Raw genomic sequence first — 16,382 nt, 5'->3', positions numbered from 1 at the left:
TTAATCACGAATTTAGGATTGCACATCACTAAATTTGAGGAAAAGGGAGCTATGAATTTTATGAAAAAATGGACCGGTATTGGCTTGGTTGCCGCAGTTGTTGCAATGGGAGTGGGATTAGCTGCCTGCGGCCAATCGGCATCGACGACTAAGCCAGCGCAAGAGTTAAATTTGCCCGCCACGGCACAGCTAGACACTATTGACCTGGCCAAAGCCACGGGGTATGGTCAGACAGGAAACGTCTTTGAAAGTTTCTACCGTCTAGGTAAGAACGGGAAGGTAGCACCAGGATTAGCGGACTCCGCCAAAGTCTCCAAGGATAAGAAGACGTGGACTTTCCATATTCGAAATAACGCCAAGTGGAGTAATGGTGACAAGATTACCGCGCAAGATTTCGTCTATTCCTGGCGGCGAACGCTAACGCCGGCCACTAAGGCATCCTACACGACCATGTTTTCCGGCATTAAGAACGGGGACAAGATCATTGCTGGTAAAGCCAATCCTGAGTCTATTGGGATTCACGCCAAGAACAAGCAGACGGTCGTGATTCAGTTGGATAAGCCGATTGCGTACTTCAAGATTCTGATGGCTTACCCACTATTTGCCCCACAAAATGAAAAAGTTATCAACAAGTACGGTAAAAAGTATGCGACCAAGTCACAATACATGGTCTACAGTGGTCCCTTTAAGATCAGCAACTGGAGTGGGACGGGGAATACCTGGTCCTTCGTCAAAAACAATCAGTATTGGGATAAAAAGGTTGTTAAGCTTCAAAAAATTAACTATCAAGTCGTTACCAATCCACAGACAGGATTGAGCCTGTATCAGAATAAGAAGCTTGATTTCGCGCAGCTTTCAACGGAACAGGTTAAAAATTACAAGAATAATAGTGCCTTCAAGGAATACCCATATTCCATCGTGATTCATCTGAAGTATAACTTCAAGGATGCTAACCAAGAGAAACGGCGGATCATGAATAATCGTAATATTCGGCAGGCCATTGCACTCTCTATCAATCGCAGTCAGTTGACCAAGAAGGTGCTAGGGGATGGTTCCGTTACGCCAACTGGGTTTGTTGCCAGTGGTTTGGCGAGTGATCCTAAGACTGGTGAAGACTTTGCCAAGCAACAGACGGTCAAGAACGCCACGACTTATAACCCTAAGTTGGCCAAGCAAAAGTGGGCGGCTGGTTTGAAACAATTGGGCATCAAGAAGGTCAACCTGAACATCTTAGCCGGAAACGATGATGTGGCGGCCAGCACGGTCACGCAATACCTGAAGAGCACACTGGAAAAGAACCTGAGTGGGTTCAACTTGAAGATTGAAAACGTCCCAGCTTCCGTTGCCCAGTCACGCTCGACCAGTGGAGACTTCGATCTCTATCTGTCTCACTGGGGGGCCGACTTCAACGATCCCATCTCCTTCCTACAGATTCCAGTAAGTTCAAACGCATTGAACTACGGCAAGTGGTCCAACAAGCAGTATGATGCCTTGATCGACAAGGCTCAGGGCGCTGACGCTGGGAACAACGAAGCGCGGTGGCAAGACATGCTCAAAGCGTCTAAGCTGATCAACAAGGAACAGAGCTTTACGCCACTTTACCAGGCTAACTACGCCTATCTGCAGCGCGCAACGATCAAGGGCGTGATTCACAACACCGCGGGGACGCAGTGGAGTTACAAGTACGCTTATATTAAATAGCTAGCGGACCGATCGTCATTGGTCATTGTTGCAACAACGATACTGAGACTACAATTAGGTGACGTCGTCTAAACCAGCCGGCTTATCGTTCACTAAATTTAGGCCGGAACGCGGTGGTCAGGACGCTGCCAGCCTGAGAAGCGGTCTGCCGGCTCGCTTTGAACCGCCCAACCCGCGTTTCAAAGTCGCCATTTTCCAAGTTAACCCGCTTGGAAAATCCCACGGTTGGGCTTTTCTAGGAGTACTTGGACTTTCAACCTTCAGTCTCTAGGAAATTGTCAGTGGTGGGCGCTGGCTGATTTCAAGGTGCTTTTCTAAATCAGAGAGTTGTCTAGACGCCCAGTTATCACCCTTAAAGACCATTAATTCTGGACCAAACGCCAGAATTAATGGTCTTTGTTTTTGGGCGTGTAAATGGTTAGCCGGGAAGAGTTACGCATCATCAGGTGAATCCAAGTTGTAGATGTTTTGGTAAAGTCTTGTTAGGGGCTCGGTACCGGAGGGTGAAATCTATGTTAGCGCAGTGAATAGGCACTCAACCTCGCAGGCAATCGCATCGCAACCGGTCTTCGTGTACAATAGATTTAGCAAAGAAAGGGGAAGATAGCCATGACCATCAGTCCAAACGACGGCCAAAACTGGCACACGGATGGTGTGCAGGAGTATCACAATTATTTTGGCACGCCGACGCACGATGACCATGTCCTGTTCGAACTGCTCACGGTTGGTGTGTTCCAAGTCGGATTGAGTTGGCAGGCGGCTGCCAGTAAGTTGCCGGTCTACCGGCGCGTCTTTGCTGGTATGGCAATTCCTGAGGTGGCCGCGATGATCGACGAATTGGCCATTCCAGAGATTGCTGCCGATGCCGAAATGATCGGCAATCAACGGAAAATCCGTGCCGTTTTACGGAATGCACGGGCGATCCTCAAGGTGCAGGCGGAATTTGGCAGCTTTAGTGCCTATCTGTGGGCTTTTGTTGCAGGGACGCCGTATATTTTGCCAGCGGTGACTCGCGATGAATTGACCAATCAGTCGGCCATTGGCAGTGCCGTGGCCAAGGATTTAAAGCGGCGGGGGTTCAGCTTCGTCGGTCCGGTCGTGACGCATATGTTCTTACTGGCTGCGGGGATTTTGCGAGAGCAGATTATCGCTGATTAAGTGAAATTTGCGTGAGAGTTTCGGATGACTTGAAACCGATTGAAATGGTGTCGTGACAATGAAAGCCCGGTGGGACGGGGCTTTTTATAAATAAAATTATTAAAGATTTTCCTTGACAGTGGATTAAAGTTGCATTAGACTTGCTATTAAATTAAGCGATTGAAAACAATGTGATCAGGAGAGTAACCACCGTCAATGGTTTCAAGAGAGCTTGCGTTTTGCTGAAAGCGAGTAACCCACGGCGGGGTGAAGATGGCCTGAAATGAATTGGTACCGCTAAGTCCTAGTGATGAAGTGGTAATGCTTGGCACTCATTATCGTGCACGCACTTTAAGGCGCAAGCTGGCGAGTGTTAATGAGGGGTCGGCATACGTCTGACTTGAATTAGAATGGTACCACGACAGAGTTCGTTTCTATTAATTTAGAAGTGGACTCTTTTCTTTTGGTCACCGTTTTCTCTCGCGACATTTAAACAAATTAATTATGACTTATCTATAAAGGGGATATTGAGTATGAAGAAATCATTTAAACACTTTAGTTGGCTCTTGGTATTATTGATTCCATTGTTAATCGTTGCTGGTTGTGGTAAGTCCAGCAGTAGTTCCAGCAACAAGACCGTTAAAATTGGGATCATGGGTTCCGACGAAAAGATTTGGAAACCGATCCAAACGAAATTGAAGAAGCAAGGGATCAACATCAAGTTGGTCACCTTTACCGACTACAACCAGCCTAACGCTGCGTTAACGAACCACGAAATTGATTTGAATTCTTTCCAACACACGTACTTCATGGATCAATGGAATAAGGCCCACAAGTCTCATATCGTTTCCATCGGCAAGACCGTCCGCGCACCACTACGGTTGTACTCTAAGAAGGTCAAGAGTGTCTCTGACATCAAGAAGGGTGACCAAATCACTATTCCTAACGACTCAACCAACGAAGGCCGGGCCCTACATTTACTGCAATCTGCTGGCTTGATCAAGGTGGATTCAAAGGTTGAATTACCAACGCCTAAGAACATCACACAAAACAAGCTGAACTTGAAGATTACGGCCGTTGATGCTGCTCAAACGCCACGGTCATTGACTGATGCTGCTGGGGCTGTGATCAACAACGAATTCGCTGCTGAAGCTAAGCTGCCAAACAGCGAAACGATCTACAAGGAAAAGATCAACAAGGCTTCCATTCCTTACATCAACATCATCGCAACCAACAAGTCCGATAAGAACAACAAGACCTACAAGAAGATCGTGAAGGCTTACCAGACTGAAGCTACAAAGAAGTTGTTGAAGAAGTACTACCATGGTTTGACGATTCCAGCTTGGTAAACAGTCGCGTGTCTTCAGGGCATCACGTTAATTTAAGCTAACCAACTACACGTCGTTGATGACTGACAGGCACCATGCTGTGGTGATAATGGTATCCTCACAGCAGTGGTGCCTGAGCGCTGTTGGCGATGGCGTTGGAAAATAACTTATAAGTAGAGAGAAAATTGCCAGCATAGGCGAGTAAGGAGAACGAAGATTTGACTAACGAAGCGATTATTCAGTTAAAAGATATCGACGTCACCTTCCATAATAAGGGACAGACCGTTGAAGCCGTTAAAAATGTTTCGTTGACGGTAGAACGTGGCGAGATCTACGGGGTCGTCGGGTATTCCGGTGCCGGGAAGAGTACGTTGGTACGGGTGATTAACCGGCTCCAACGGCCCTCTGCCGGTTCCGTGGAGGTCAGTGGTCAGGACATTCTTGGACTGAGCCCACGTGAATTACGGACTGCGCGGACGAAAATTGGGATGATCTTCCAACACTTTAACCTGATGGCTTCTCGGACGATTGCGGATAACGTTGGTTACCCCTTAAAGGGCCGGCTTTCCCGTGATAACCGGAAGAAGAAGGTTGCTCACCTGCTGGACCTGGTTGGTCTGAGTGAAAAGGCTGAGGATTATCCTGCCCAGCTCTCTGGTGGGCAGAAGCAACGGGTCGCCATCGCCCGAGCCTTGGCGAATGATCCGGAGATTCTGATCAGTGACGAAGCGACCAGCGCGTTGGATCCCAAGACGACGTCATCCATTTTGGAATTACTGAAACGGCTGAACAAGGAATTGGGTCTGACGGTGGTATTGATTACCCATGAAATGGAAGCCGTTAAGGAAATCTGTAACAAGGTTGCCGTCATGGAAGCTGGCGAAATCATCGAACGGGGCGATTTGGTTACGATTTTCAGTCGACCAGAAAAGCCGTTGACACAGGATTTCATCAACACGGCCACGCAGATCAATCAAGCATTGGAAAAGATTTTCCGGCAAGCAGCATCCCTCAACCTCAGCGAGAGCCAGCAATTGGTTCAGCTGCAATACGTGGGGGCCAGTACCGATGCGCCACTGATTACCGAGTTGTATAAGCGGTATGGTGTGGTTTCGAACATCTTATATGGAAACGTGGAAATTCTGCAGGACACGCCACTTGGCAATTTGATTGTGGTGATGTCTGGAGAGCCGGATAAGTTGGCTGCTGCCTGGCAATATTGTCAAGATGCCGGCATCAGTATTACCCATTTGAACCCTAACGATTCGGAGGTGGCCTAAGTGAATTTATTAGCAAAATACTTTCCTAACGCGGTCACAATGAAGAGTGATTTCCTGCAGGCCACTGGTGAAACCTTATATATGACGGCCATTACGGCCATCGTTGCGGGGATTATTGGGATGGCTATCGGGATTGGTTTGATTGTCACCCAACCGGGCGGTATCTTGGAAAATCGCGTCGTTTATAACATCTTGGATAAGCTGGTCAACTTATGTCGGTCGATTCCATTCGTTATCTTACTGGCCGTGATTGCACCGTTGACTCGGATCATTGTGGGGACGGCGATTGGGACGACTGCAGCCATCGTCCCACTAGTGATTGGTTCCGCACCGTTCTATGCCCGTCAGATTCAAAATGCCTTGGCCGAAGTTGACCATGGGGTGGTTGAAGCTGCTGAGTCCGTTGGTTCCGGGCCGATTGCCATTATTTTCCGTGTTTACTTAAAGGAAGGACTACCGGATATTATCCGTTCCTCCGTCCTAACATTGATCAGTCTGATCGACCTGACCGCGATGGCTGGTGCCATCGGGGGTGGTGGCTTGGGTAACTTAGCCATCAATGTCGGTTACAGTCGGTTTGAAACTGACGTGACCATTATGGCTATGCTGATTATTCTCGTCATCGTTTTTGCTATTCAATTAATTGGAGACTTACTCGCCCGTCGTGTGGACCACACGGCCTAGGCGGAGCGTGTGGGCGTGACTCAGTGTGAGTCACGTCCACTTTTGTCCGATTCACTAAAGCTGAATGCACTTAGTTAAAATCGGTCACCTGCGGCTGCCAGAAGGCCCAGAAGTATAGGTCGTGTTGCGGAGCGCTAGCGGCAGGCCTTCAGCGGAGTAAGGGTATCGGGGACAGAAAAAAGTTGGCCACAATCGAATTTTTCTCTGTTTTACCATCAAATTCTAATGAATATCGGTTAAAATTGGAGAATTATAATGCACGCCGTGAGTGTGAGAGAGAAAGGATTCACAGGTTTGAAAAATTCAGAGGTATCGACGGGGAACGTCATCAAAGGTATTTTCTGGGCCACCATTGCTTCGGCGATGTTTGGGGTGTCCGGAACAGTTTTACAGTTTATTTCACAGGGACAGTCCATTCCCACCAACTGGTTCTTGTCAGCGCGGACTCTAGGCGCTGGCGTAGTGTTGCTCATCATCAGTTTTATCTTGTATGGCTGGAAGAAGACTTTTTCGGTTTTTAGTAGCTGGCGTGAGGTTGGCTGGCTCGTTGCTTACGCGGTCATTGGATTGGGTGCGAACCTGTTGACTTTCTACATCGCGGTTCAGACGGGGAATGCTGCGGCAGCAACTATTCTGCAGTATTTGAGTCCCTTATTTATTGTATTGGGAAGCTTGCTGTTTAAGCACAATCGGCCACTGCGGAGCGACCTGATCGCCTTTGGAATTGCGATGGTGGGGGTTTTTCTGGCCATTACGCGAGGCAACCTGTCTCAGTTAGCGATTCCATTCGATTCGTTACTGTGGGGGATTGGTTCCGGCATCACTGCGGCTTGCTACGTGGTGCTGCCACGGCCATTGGTGCGTGGGGGCCACTCACCAATTACGGTGCTAGGCTGGGGAACGTTTATCGCCGGGATCATCTTCAACCTGCATCAGCCGGTATGGGTTAGCACGCCACCGTTGACCGGGACGTTGGTCGCCTCGATGGCCACGGTCATCGTGTTTGGGACCATCGTGCCCTTTTCACTGATTCTTTACAGTACCCACTTTGCACCGTCCGATGTCATCAGTATCGTGGATGCCGTCCAACCGGTGATGACCTTTATCCTATCGATTATTTTCCTAGGCTTGGCTATCTCGGGTGCTGAAGTTATTGGGTCAATCTTAGTGATTCTGGCAATTTATTTACTCCAACGGGGTCGACGAAACACTGTGAAAGAGCTTTAATGGGAGTAGGAAGTGACTAATAAATGACAACTTTCGATTGGGTACGCCACGGGCAAACGCAGGCAAACGTGGACCAGATCATGCAAGGACAATTGGATACGACAGCGACTCACTTGACGGTGCGCGGTCTCCAGCAGGCTGAACACCTTGCACAATGGTTGCAGGGGGAACACTATGATCAATTGATCAGTAGCCCGCTGCATCGAACGCGACAGACAACGGCAGCTCTGACAACGATGATGGCATTGACACCATCGTTTGACGACCGACTGATGGAAGCTGATTACGGCGACTGGACCGGTAAAAGTTTACCAGCAGTCAGCGAACAACGACCACAGGATTTTGATGCAGTCACTGGTGAGGCGTTGCCAGACGTCTTAGCGTCTGTGGGCGGTGAGTCCTACCTGGCGATTCAACACCGGGTTGGCCAGTGGCTAGCCGAACAAGTCGTGGATCATCCCGATGACCACATTCTTGTCGTCAGTCACGGCCTGACCATCAAGGCGACGGCACTGTTGATGCTGGCAGCCCCGGCAACCACGGCGTTACCGGAACCAACGAACACTAGTGTTACCCGAATGGTAATTGATCCGACAACGGGCCACCGCTATTTAAAATTCTACAGTGTGAGTCCACAATTAACTTAATGAAGACGACAAAAATAACCCCGCCAGTTGGCGAGGTTATTTTTAGGTTGAAACAGCCGGTTACTTTTTGAGGTTATCTTCAACGTAAGACCGAACTTCAGCATCGGTCTTCGCATCGATTTCCTTCATTGAAGCTTCACTTTCATCGGTGTTGTGACCATTGGATTCCATGAAGTGGTCCCACAGAGCATCCCGTACAGGAAGCTTTTGATCGGACCAGTCAAATGCATCTTTCATTGGGTCATCCAGTAAAGCAGTCTTTTCTACAACAGCCATAACCATTACCTCCAAAAAAAATTTGGGGTCAGCGGATCTGTGATTGGCATGGGTACCACCGGCTTCAATTCTCATGGTAGTCCTCTCAATCGAAAATAGAAAATATTTTGTTCACCTGAATTGGTGCGATGACAAATTCTGGCTTGAGAAAAAGTGTTAATAGGAGGCTATTCCCACTGACACGTAGACTTTTTGCGGTAATGGGACAATGATTAGTGTTCGACTAGAAAAGGGGCGCAACTACCGAGAATTTTTTTTGGTAGTGTCCCCTTTAATTAAGGCGATTAGATTAATCAAAATCAATTCGAATATCTAAGACCCAGTTTTCCAATTGACGATTAGTGGTAATGGCTTCTGGATTTTCGATGAGGAAGTGGTTGACATCCACAACCGTCCCTTCAAATGGCGTTTTGAAATTCTGCACGGCCTTGTCGCTTTCAACCTCAATAATATCTTGATCCTGATCCAGTACTTGATCGGGCTCGATGAGAAGGTCAGCAAAACTAATCTTACCGAGCTGTTGAATGGCCTCGCTGGTGATGCCTAAGCGGTAGATGGTGTGCCGCTGCTCCCACCAAACGCCGTTGAGCGTGGTGACTTTTGGTTCGGCTTTTTTTGGGTGAAAGAAGCTTTTAAATAGTTCCCAAACGGATGGTCTTTGTTGTTCAGGCATGGTAAATTCCTCCCTTAATCTCAATACGTTCTTTAGTATACCCTTATGCTGTAACCGCTGACAATATGTTCTTGCCCAAGTTGTTGCCAGCAAGGGGATATGCTAAACTAAAATCAAAATTATATTGGGATTATGGCTGACTTTGCTGATGGGTAATTGGAGAGTTTTAAGTATTAGCTTGATAAAGGTGCGGATAATTTAGCTAGGCTTAGGAGTAGTATTGAAACTAGTTTAGACGCAGGCGATGATTTCAACGGAATTAAATCAAGGAGGTTTCACCTATGTTTCTAATTGATACGAATCGGCAGGGCCAAGTGGTGACCGATGCCATGGTCAACCAATCCATCGATAATTACTTGGTCAATGACCTCAAACTCCCCGGACACGGCCTGATGATGTACGTTAATCGGCCGGCCGTCATCGTTGGCATTAACCAAAATGTCACAGCCGAAGTGGACTTTCACTACTTGGCCAAGCACGATGTTCAATTGGTACGGCGGACCTCCGGTGGGGGCGCCGTTTATCACGATGAGCGCAACCTGATCTTTGAGCACATTGTCAATGGCGATCCCCAAGATGGGTCACAGTTCGGAGACTACGCTGGTTTCGCGGCACCTATTTTAAAGGCATTGACGGCTATGGGTGTGCCTGACTTGGCGATTAGTCAGAAAAGTAATCTGGTCGTTGGTGATAAGAAATTCTCCGGTATGACCATGTTTAAGAGCGGTGATGGCTACGCGGCTGGTGGGACAATCATGTATGACTTGAACGTGGACGCCGCCCACCAAGCTCTGATTCCGGTCAGTGAACGCCGGCATCGGGGGGTAGCATCCAATCGCGTGCCCATCACCAACCTTCGGCAGTATCTGGCACCGGAGTTTCAGAACTTGGCTATTCAAGACTTTAAGACGGTATTGCTTCAGCACATTTTTGAGGTTGACCGGCTGGACGAGGTGGAAACGTATCACCTGTCCGCACATGACTGGGAAATTATTGACCAACGGCTAGTTGAAAAATATCAAACGGACGCCTGGAACTACGGGGCTAATCCCGGGTTACGGGCTTACCATCGTTTGACACTAGCTGCGGGCCAACTACATGTAAATTATACGCGGCATGCTGGTGAACTCCGCTCGGTCGCACTATTTGGGACGGTCGGCACGCCAGCAGAGCTACTGGCAATCACGGATCAATTGATGGGACAGCCAGCAACGACTGCGGCCATTCAGGCGATTCTCCAGCAACCGGACGTGATCGCGGTAATCGGGACGGATGCCGTCGCGCCGTTGACGAAAATTTTAGTAGAAGAGGCTTAGCATGAAGGCAAAGTACGAAGTGAACCAATATGTCGGGGTTCCGGTGGCTGCGAACGCTTCCGGTAAATATGAAATCAAGCGGGAACCCGACGGTGATTTTAAGCTCCATTCGTGGCGAACTGGCCGTCACAGTAAGGGCAAGTATCGTGGCGTGGGGCAAATCTTTCTGACCGAAAACAACTTGAAAGTTGCCGTGGTGGCCGCCTATCCTGTCCCATATAAGGAACGGCATGGCTATACGCCCATGGCCCGACTGACTAGTGAATTCGTTGGGGATGATGTGCTCGCGACTGCCCAGGAACAATTGAAGCGTTAAAAAAAGAACTGGGAGTTTTTCTCAGTTCTTTTTTTAGGCTCACTTTTCCTGACTACTGAAGGTTGAGAGTTAAATTGTCCATAGTAGGGAGATAACGCTTGATATTGGCAACACGGTCTAAAGCTGCCGGCTTACCGTTCGCCAAATTTAGGCTGGAACGCGGTGGGTAGGACGCCGCCAGCCTGAGAAGCGGTCTGCCAGCTCGCTTTGAACCGCCCAACCCGCGCTTCAAAGTCGCCATTTTCCAAGTTAACCCATTTGGAAAATCCCACGGCTGAGCCTAAATTTGGCTCACTCACGCCTACGTAGATTGTGCCCAATTGCGGTTAGATAAACGTTGACAGTCCAGTGATGACCACCTCAATATCCTGTTGAAGAACAGTCGTAACCGGAGGAGGACAGAGATGCAGGTAGCTGTGTCGACGGTGTTAGCTGAGCAGCAGCTTAAAGCGTGGGACGCGTTTGGAGACTGACGATTTTTGGCAGGCTTCAAACCGAGCCGGAGGACCGCTTCTCAGGCCGCAGGCGGTCCCCACAGCAGCCGGAATCTCTGGCAGCCGCAGGTGGTAATTTTCGACTGATACTGATTTTGTGGATTGAATCCCTGTTAGCTGGCCATTTTAGGATTCCTTGAGTTTTCAACTCTTAGTTGACTATTTTACAAAGTAAGCAGTCTTAAAGCTAGACTGCGTGCCGATGGTATTGTAGAGGACACCATTAAGCTGGGGGTCAACTAGGTAGGTACTAGCAGGCTGTAGAAGCGGCGTGACACCCTGGTCACGCATCAGCAATCCCTCGGCACTCAGCAACGTCTGCCACCGCTTAGAATTGAAAGTAGGGGCGTTGCTGGCCCGATCGATCAGACTGTCGTAGGTGGTGCTGGACCAGTGGCCGACGTTGGCGCTGTTATGGCTGGTGAACAGGGACAGAATTGCCAGTGGATCGGCGTATTGGGCGCGTTGGGTCGTTAAGGTGAGATCAGAAGTGACCGGGACCACGCGGGCATTGAGAGGCTGGACACGCTTCTTAAGGGTGATTGTGAGGCCTGGTAAGGTGGTCTCTAACTGGTGCTGGAGAATCTTGGCCACTGTCGCGCCGTTGCTTTCAGCCAGATAGCTGAGCGATAGGGTCACGTGTGTCACACCAGCGCGTTTGGTTGCGAGCTGCCATTCAGCCTTTGCTGTCTTAGGACTGTAAGCAAGGGTCTCTTGTTCGGGTTGCGCCGCGGCAAAGTCAGCAGTGCCCTTGAGTCCGCGACTCAGACCAGCCGGCACAACCCCCTGAGCAGTCAGCGAGGTATTACCGTAGGCTTGTTTGACCAGGTGCTTGCGGTTGATCGCGTGTGAAATGGCTAATCGGGCGAGCTTTTGTTGGAGCAGGTGATTGACCTTGGTATCATTTCCGGTTTGTCGATAGTTAAGGAGCACCATTTTGGAATAAGGTCGAGCGGTGTAGTCGGCTTTTTTTTCGTAGTATTTGACATCGGACTTGCCGATGATCCGCATCTCATCTAATCGACCGTGATCGTAGGCATCCCAAGCCGCCGCCACTGATTTATAGGTCACGACGTTGATACGGCTGAGGTAGACGTGTTTGCGGTCCCAGTAATGCGGATTAGGAATCATGTGCCAGCGCAACTTAGAACTCCCACGATTGGCAACCATGAAGGGCCCTGCATAAACTTGGTAGCGGGGCTTCGTGGCGTAGAGCTTGCCATATTTGATGGCGATGCGTCGGTTCTGCGGGCCAAATAGAGGATAGGCCAGTCGCTGCGGGAGTTCCGCCATGGGATGATCGAGGTGAACGACCAGCTTGAATTTGCTGGGGGCCGTGACCCCTAACTGGCTTGCAGGCAGGTCACCGTCTAGAATTTGCCGGGCGTTCTTAATCCCATCGAAGAGGTCAGCCTCGGGAGCCTTGGTCTTGGGCATCAGGGCGCGTCGCCAGGAGAAGACAAAGTCTGGGGCCGTGATCACGTCGCCGTTACTCCAGTAAGAATCCTTCCAGAGGGTAAAGGTATAGGTTGTTTTATCAGCACTGATCTTGACCTTTTTGGCAAGGGCGAGTTCGGTGTTGTTATTGTCAGTAGCCTGGTAAAGCCCCTCAATCGTATTGTTGAGGCGGCCAAACTGAGTAAGTTTATCCGTGTCCAGTGTGGTCAGGGGATGGTGGGAAGCGAGATTTAAGACCTGATCCCGAGACATGACGCCCTTACTATCACTGGGTGTATCCGTTTCGTGACTGATCGTGCAGCCACTCAGGGCACTACAGACCAGTATAATAAGAACTATTCCCCAACGTTTCACGATGCTTCCTCCGATTGTTAAACTTTTATTTTCTTCAATAAAGCGTATGTATGTGGCTATTGTTGACTGCGGCCGGTGTATGATGACGGCAGGGAGTTAAGAACGATGAAGGCGGGCGTCCGCAGAGGCCTTTTCCAGCACGGTAGCATCTCCTAACTGCCGCAAGCGGCAATAGTTAACCAATAGTCTTCCCTGATAATAGGGGAGCAATGGCGGCACGTCAAGGTCTAGTTGTGCGGAAGGCTTGTGGCAGCGCACGGGATTCGCTAGAATAGGGAAAACGAGGACGGAGGGACACTATGGAAAAATGGTCAGCGGCAACGATCCGCGACTTTCGGAAAACTTTATTGACCTGGTATGACAATGAGGGTCGAGACTTGCCCTGGCGGCACGGTCGTAACCCGTATCACACTTGGATCAGTGAGGTTATGCTGCAACAAACGCAGGTTAATACGGTGATTCCTTACTATCAGAACTTTCTCACAACGTTCCCAACGATTGAAGATCTGGCGACTGCCGAGGAAGCTACGCTACTGAAGGCATGGCAAGGATTGGGATATTACTCGCGGGCACGTAACTTACAGCGCGCTGCTCGACAATTGGTCGAGGACTATCACGGGGAATGGCCACGAACAGCGGCTGAGTTGGAAGATCTCGTGGGTATTGGGCCCTACACGGCTAGTGCGATTGCCAGTATCGCCTTCGATCAGGTCGTCCCGGCGGTGGATGGCAACGCCTTTCGTGTTTTCGCCCGACTACTGATGATCGATGATGACATTGCCAAACCCAAGACCCGTCAGCGCTTTACGGCAATCATTCAGCCCATCGTTGACCCGCAGCGTCCAGGGGCCTTCAATCAGGCCATCATGGATCTGGGGTCGAGCTATATGACGGCTAAGAATCCCGATCCAGAGCATTCGCCAGTTAAGGCGTTTGATGCTTCTTACCGTGCAGGCAGGGTGTTGGACTTTCCGGTGAAGACCAAGGCGCCACGGCCCAAGTCAATGCCGTACTACGGTCTCGTGATTCACTCGCCAGCCGGTTATCTGATGGTTCAGCGTGGGACCCAGGAAATGCTGACGGGGTACTGGAGTTTTCCACTGGTCTTGCAAGCAGATCTGCACACGGAGAATCCGGACGCAACGCTCGCCGATGACGTGGCGGAGATTACGCGACGGTGGGCCAGCGACTATCAGATTCCACTCGCTTTGGCCGTGGTCGGCGGGCAACCAGTCAGTCATACCTATACGCATCAACGCTGGCATGTAAAGCTTTTAACGGCAGATTTACCAACCGTACCCTCACTCGAGTTTCTTCCGGGAAAATGGGTGCCGGCAGCGGAAATCGCCGCGCTACCTTTGCCTAAGGTTCAGGAAAAAATGATGCGACAGGCTGCTAAACAACAAGATTTTCCATTATTTGAATGAGAATTAGTTTCCGTTGGCCGCAATTTGCTGTATCATCTAGTTAAACTGAAAACGGATTCGTGAGGGAGTGACTGGTCGTGCCAACGATTTTTGATGTGTTAAAAACAGTTTCAGTAAATCACCAGGAAGTAGAGAGCCACCAGGTTGTGGTGACCAACGTCCAGGGTAAGCCTAATAGCTTATTAACTGACTTGTTGCGAGACTTAATTGATAACGCCTTATTGTTTGTTGCACTAGCAGACGTGAACTCAGCCGGAAATTTAATTGAACGGCTGAAGACGCACACACCGCTGCCTGACGACGTTTTAGCCGAGTATGGTAAGATCTTAGGCGAACCATGTGAGGGGCTTAATTTCGCACCGCAGAAGGGCCAGATTGAGTTGATTGTTCGGCGCTAGGAGGCGGCGTCTTGACAGAAGACTTAATTGAAATGGCACCGGGGGCCAATACGGAACCGCCGGTGTTGTTGTTACAGGGGACTGGTGGCACGAATACAGAAATGTTGAACTTTGGTCGTCGGTTAGCCCCGCAGAGTCCACTGGTCACAATTGCGGGCCGTAGTGGGGTCGGAGCACAACGTCAATATTTCCAGCAGACGGCTGCGGGCCCGGTCGATCCAGAGCAAATTATGACCGAATCGACGTGGCTATGCGAAGAAATAAAAATAATTTGTGCGCATCATCATTGGGACGTTAATCGACTCATTACGGTGGGGTATTCTAACGGTGCGGCGATGGCTGCGTACGCAATTCGTGCCGGAATTTTGCCTGGAAAACGGGCCCTTTTATTCCATCCATTATGGTTGGCAGTACCACAAAATCGGCAGCGCACAGACTACCAGGTATGGCTCTCTGCCGGGCAGCGCGACCCATTGGTGTCGGTTGCGACCGTTGAACAAGTCGCGGCGGATTGTCGCAAAAGTGGGGCGACCACAACGCTCTATCAAACTGGGGGAAGTCATGTGTTAACCCCTCAAGAAGTTTTAGCTGCTAAAGAGTGGTTATCGGAAAATAATTAGCCACTTATTGCAAAATACTTTAAAAATATCGAAGTTTGCATTTGCTATTCTGCGAAATACCTGTTATCCTATGTTTAATGTATTTATGGTTCGGAAGTTTTAAAGGCTCGACGTTCTTATAAGAATGGCTCCTTTTTACCCCAGCTTTCAAATGCAAATATTATTGCGCTATGCGCATGGAGGTTTCATTCTTATGGAACAAGGTACTGTTAAATGGTTCAACGCTGATAAAGGTTACGGTTTCATCACTTTGGAAAACGGCTCAGACGTTTTCGTTCACTTCTCCGCTATCAACAGCGAAGGTTTCAAGACGCTTGAAGAAGGCCAACACGTTTCCCTTGATGTAGAACAAGGCGACCGTGGCCCACAAGCTGCTAACGTCTCAGTTGTCGACTAATTTATTAGCCTAAACTGAATCGTAAAAAACACCAACTTCGGTTGGTGTTTTTTTTATACTCTAATTATCACCTGAAAAGCGAATTGCTTGAGTTGTTGGTTCGGTCAGTTTATGATGGGAGTAACTAATTAAGGTGGTGGTTTTACGTGAGTGAAAAAGTATTCGATCACACGGAATTGGCCAAGTTTGATGGTCAAAACGGGCAACCGGCCTATGTGGCCGTAGATGGCGTTGTTTATGACGTTTCTGGTGTGGAAGCTTGGGCTGGTGGCAAGCATCATGGCAACCTCGCTGGTCAAGAACTGACCAGTGTGATTGATGGCCAGTCGCCACACGGTCGGAAGGTTTTGAAGAAGTTACCCGTTGTGGGTCAGTATCAAGAATAAGTTGTAATTTGATGGTTTAGAAAGAAAAAAAGGCAAGAGTGGGATAAAAGGCGGAGTCAGCTGCCTTCTGTCCCACGTTTCAGCCATATAACTTTGGAAAGTAAAAGAAGAGTCTGGGGTTTTATCCCAGGCTCTTCTTTCCTACGTTTAGTCAAGCTCTGTAAATAAATATATTTCAAAATTTCGTGTACACTAAACAGTACCTCACTAAGAAAGATTTGAAAATTAAAGTGAGACTGCTAGACTAAATTTATAAGGTGTAT

At 49.1% G+C, this 16,382-nt stretch carries 19 protein-coding genes; 14 read left to right on the top strand and 5 right to left on the bottom strand.

The features are described from left to right. The first annotated feature begins 60 nt into the window (after positions 1 to 60). A complete protein-coding gene (locus tag ACKTSF_RS06885; RefSeq protein ID WP_407887870.1) occupies positions 61 to 1,701 on the top strand; it encodes a peptide ABC transporter substrate-binding protein in 1,641 nt (546 codons plus the stop codon). 82 nt (positions 1,702 to 1,783) lie between these two features. Here the strand turns inward: ACKTSF_RS06885 and ACKTSF_RS06880 are convergent, their stop codons facing one another. Continuing rightward, positions 1,784 to 1,924 (bottom strand): hypothetical protein, encoded by a 141-nt coding sequence (locus ACKTSF_RS06880; protein ID WP_407887868.1) that lies wholly within the window; start codon positions 1,922 to 1,924, stop codon positions 1,784 to 1,786. Positions 1,925 to 2,310: 386 nt separating this feature from the next. On the opposite strand from ACKTSF_RS06880, the gene ACKTSF_RS06875 reads away from it, so the two are divergent. From ACKTSF_RS06875 to ACKTSF_RS06850, 6 genes are all read left to right on the top strand, one after another. After that, the gene (locus ACKTSF_RS06875) at positions 2,311 to 2,859 is read left to right on the top strand and encodes a DNA-3-methyladenine glycosylase I (protein WP_407887866.1); all 549 of its coding nucleotides are present in this window, start codon (positions 2,311 to 2,313) and stop codon (positions 2,857 to 2,859) included. A gap of 512 nt (positions 2,860 to 3,371) precedes the next feature. Continuing rightward, entirely contained in the window at positions 3,372 to 4,187 is an 816-nt protein-coding gene (locus tag ACKTSF_RS06870; protein ID WP_407887864.1) for a MetQ/NlpA family ABC transporter substrate-binding protein, read from the top strand. 197 nt (positions 4,188 to 4,384) lie between these two features. Further along, on the top strand, positions 4,385 to 5,446 hold the full coding sequence (locus ACKTSF_RS06865) for a methionine ABC transporter ATP-binding protein (RefSeq protein ID WP_407887862.1): 1,062 nt from the start codon (positions 4,385 to 4,387) through the stop codon (positions 5,444 to 5,446). A 39-nt stretch (positions 5,447 to 5,485) separates the two neighbouring features. Next, entirely contained in the window at positions 5,486 to 6,130 is a 645-nt protein-coding gene (locus ACKTSF_RS06860; RefSeq protein WP_407888166.1) for a methionine ABC transporter permease, read from the top strand. Between the two features lie 255 nt (positions 6,131 to 6,385). Next, positions 6,386 to 7,357: a DMT family transporter gene (locus ACKTSF_RS06855; RefSeq protein ID WP_407887860.1), complete on the top strand. Its 972-nt coding sequence runs from the start codon at positions 6,386 to 6,388 to the stop codon at positions 7,355 to 7,357. A gap of 23 nt (positions 7,358 to 7,380) precedes the next feature. Next, positions 7,381 to 8,004 (top strand): histidine phosphatase family protein, encoded by a 624-nt coding sequence (locus ACKTSF_RS06850; protein WP_407887858.1) that lies wholly within the window; start codon positions 7,381 to 7,383, stop codon positions 8,002 to 8,004. A gap of 60 nt (positions 8,005 to 8,064) precedes the next feature. On the opposite strand, the gene ACKTSF_RS06845 is transcribed toward ACKTSF_RS06850, so the two are convergent. Next, complete coding sequence (locus ACKTSF_RS06845) at positions 8,065 to 8,280, bottom strand: P8 family protein (protein WP_407887857.1); 216 nt, start codon at positions 8,278 to 8,280, stop codon at positions 8,065 to 8,067. Positions 8,281 to 8,569: 289 nt separating this feature from the next. After that, positions 8,570 to 8,953, bottom strand: coding sequence for a glycine cleavage system H family protein (locus ACKTSF_RS06840; protein WP_407887855.1), 384 nt, complete (start codon positions 8,951 to 8,953; stop codon positions 8,570 to 8,572). A 281-nt stretch (positions 8,954 to 9,234) separates the two neighbouring features. Between ACKTSF_RS06840 and ACKTSF_RS06835 the strand changes: the two genes are divergently transcribed. Both ACKTSF_RS06835 and ACKTSF_RS06830 read left to right on the top strand, forming a co-directional pair. After that, on the top strand, positions 9,235 to 10,269 hold the full coding sequence (locus ACKTSF_RS06835) for a lipoate--protein ligase family protein (RefSeq protein WP_407887853.1): 1,035 nt from the start codon (positions 9,235 to 9,237) through the stop codon (positions 10,267 to 10,269). Position 10,270: 1 nt separating this feature from the next. After that, a complete protein-coding gene (locus ACKTSF_RS06830) occupies positions 10,271 to 10,585 on the top strand; it encodes a DUF7671 family protein (RefSeq protein WP_407887851.1) in 315 nt (104 codons plus the stop codon). 131 nt (positions 10,586 to 10,716) lie between these two features. Here ACKTSF_RS06830 and ACKTSF_RS06825 read toward each other — a convergent pair whose 3' ends face one another. After that, complete coding sequence (locus ACKTSF_RS06825; RefSeq protein WP_407887849.1) at positions 10,717 to 10,884, bottom strand: hypothetical protein; 168 nt, start codon at positions 10,882 to 10,884, stop codon at positions 10,717 to 10,719. A 354-nt stretch (positions 10,885 to 11,238) separates the two neighbouring features. Next, positions 11,239 to 12,891, bottom strand: a complete 1,653-nt coding sequence (locus ACKTSF_RS06820) for a peptide ABC transporter substrate-binding protein (RefSeq protein WP_407887847.1) — start codon at positions 12,889 to 12,891, stop codon at positions 11,239 to 11,241. Positions 12,892 to 13,190: 299 nt separating this feature from the next. Between ACKTSF_RS06820 and ACKTSF_RS06815 the strand changes: the two genes are divergently transcribed. The 5 genes from ACKTSF_RS06815 to ACKTSF_RS06795 all read left to right on the top strand — a co-directional run bounded on the left by ACKTSF_RS06815 (position 13,191) and on the right by ACKTSF_RS06795 (position 16,119). Next, on the top strand, positions 13,191 to 14,318 hold the full coding sequence (locus ACKTSF_RS06815) for an A/G-specific adenine glycosylase (RefSeq protein WP_407887845.1): 1,128 nt from the start codon (positions 13,191 to 13,193) through the stop codon (positions 14,316 to 14,318). Positions 14,319 to 14,395: 77 nt separating this feature from the next. Beyond that, a complete protein-coding gene (locus ACKTSF_RS06810) occupies positions 14,396 to 14,716 on the top strand; it encodes a hypothetical protein (protein WP_407887843.1) in 321 nt (106 codons plus the stop codon). A gap of 11 nt (positions 14,717 to 14,727) precedes the next feature. Next, positions 14,728 to 15,336, top strand: a complete 609-nt coding sequence (locus ACKTSF_RS06805; protein ID WP_407887841.1) for an alpha/beta hydrolase — start codon at positions 14,728 to 14,730, stop codon at positions 15,334 to 15,336. Between the two features lie 193 nt (positions 15,337 to 15,529). After that, entirely contained in the window at positions 15,530 to 15,733 is a 204-nt protein-coding gene (locus ACKTSF_RS06800; RefSeq protein ID WP_011668621.1) for a cold-shock protein, read from the top strand. A 146-nt stretch (positions 15,734 to 15,879) separates the two neighbouring features. Beyond that, on the top strand, positions 15,880 to 16,119 hold the full coding sequence (locus ACKTSF_RS06795; RefSeq protein ID WP_407887839.1) for a cytochrome b5 domain-containing protein: 240 nt from the start codon (positions 15,880 to 15,882) through the stop codon (positions 16,117 to 16,119). Positions 16,120 to 16,382 lie beyond the last annotated feature (263 nt).

This window comes from Levilactobacillus muriae, assembly GCF_045862015.1.
GTDB classification, from domain to species: Bacteria; Bacillota; Bacilli; order Lactobacillales; family Lactobacillaceae; genus Levilactobacillus; species Levilactobacillus muriae.
Note: the sequence above shows the minus strand (reverse complement) of the source record. Positions and strands in the feature narration are given on the sequence as shown.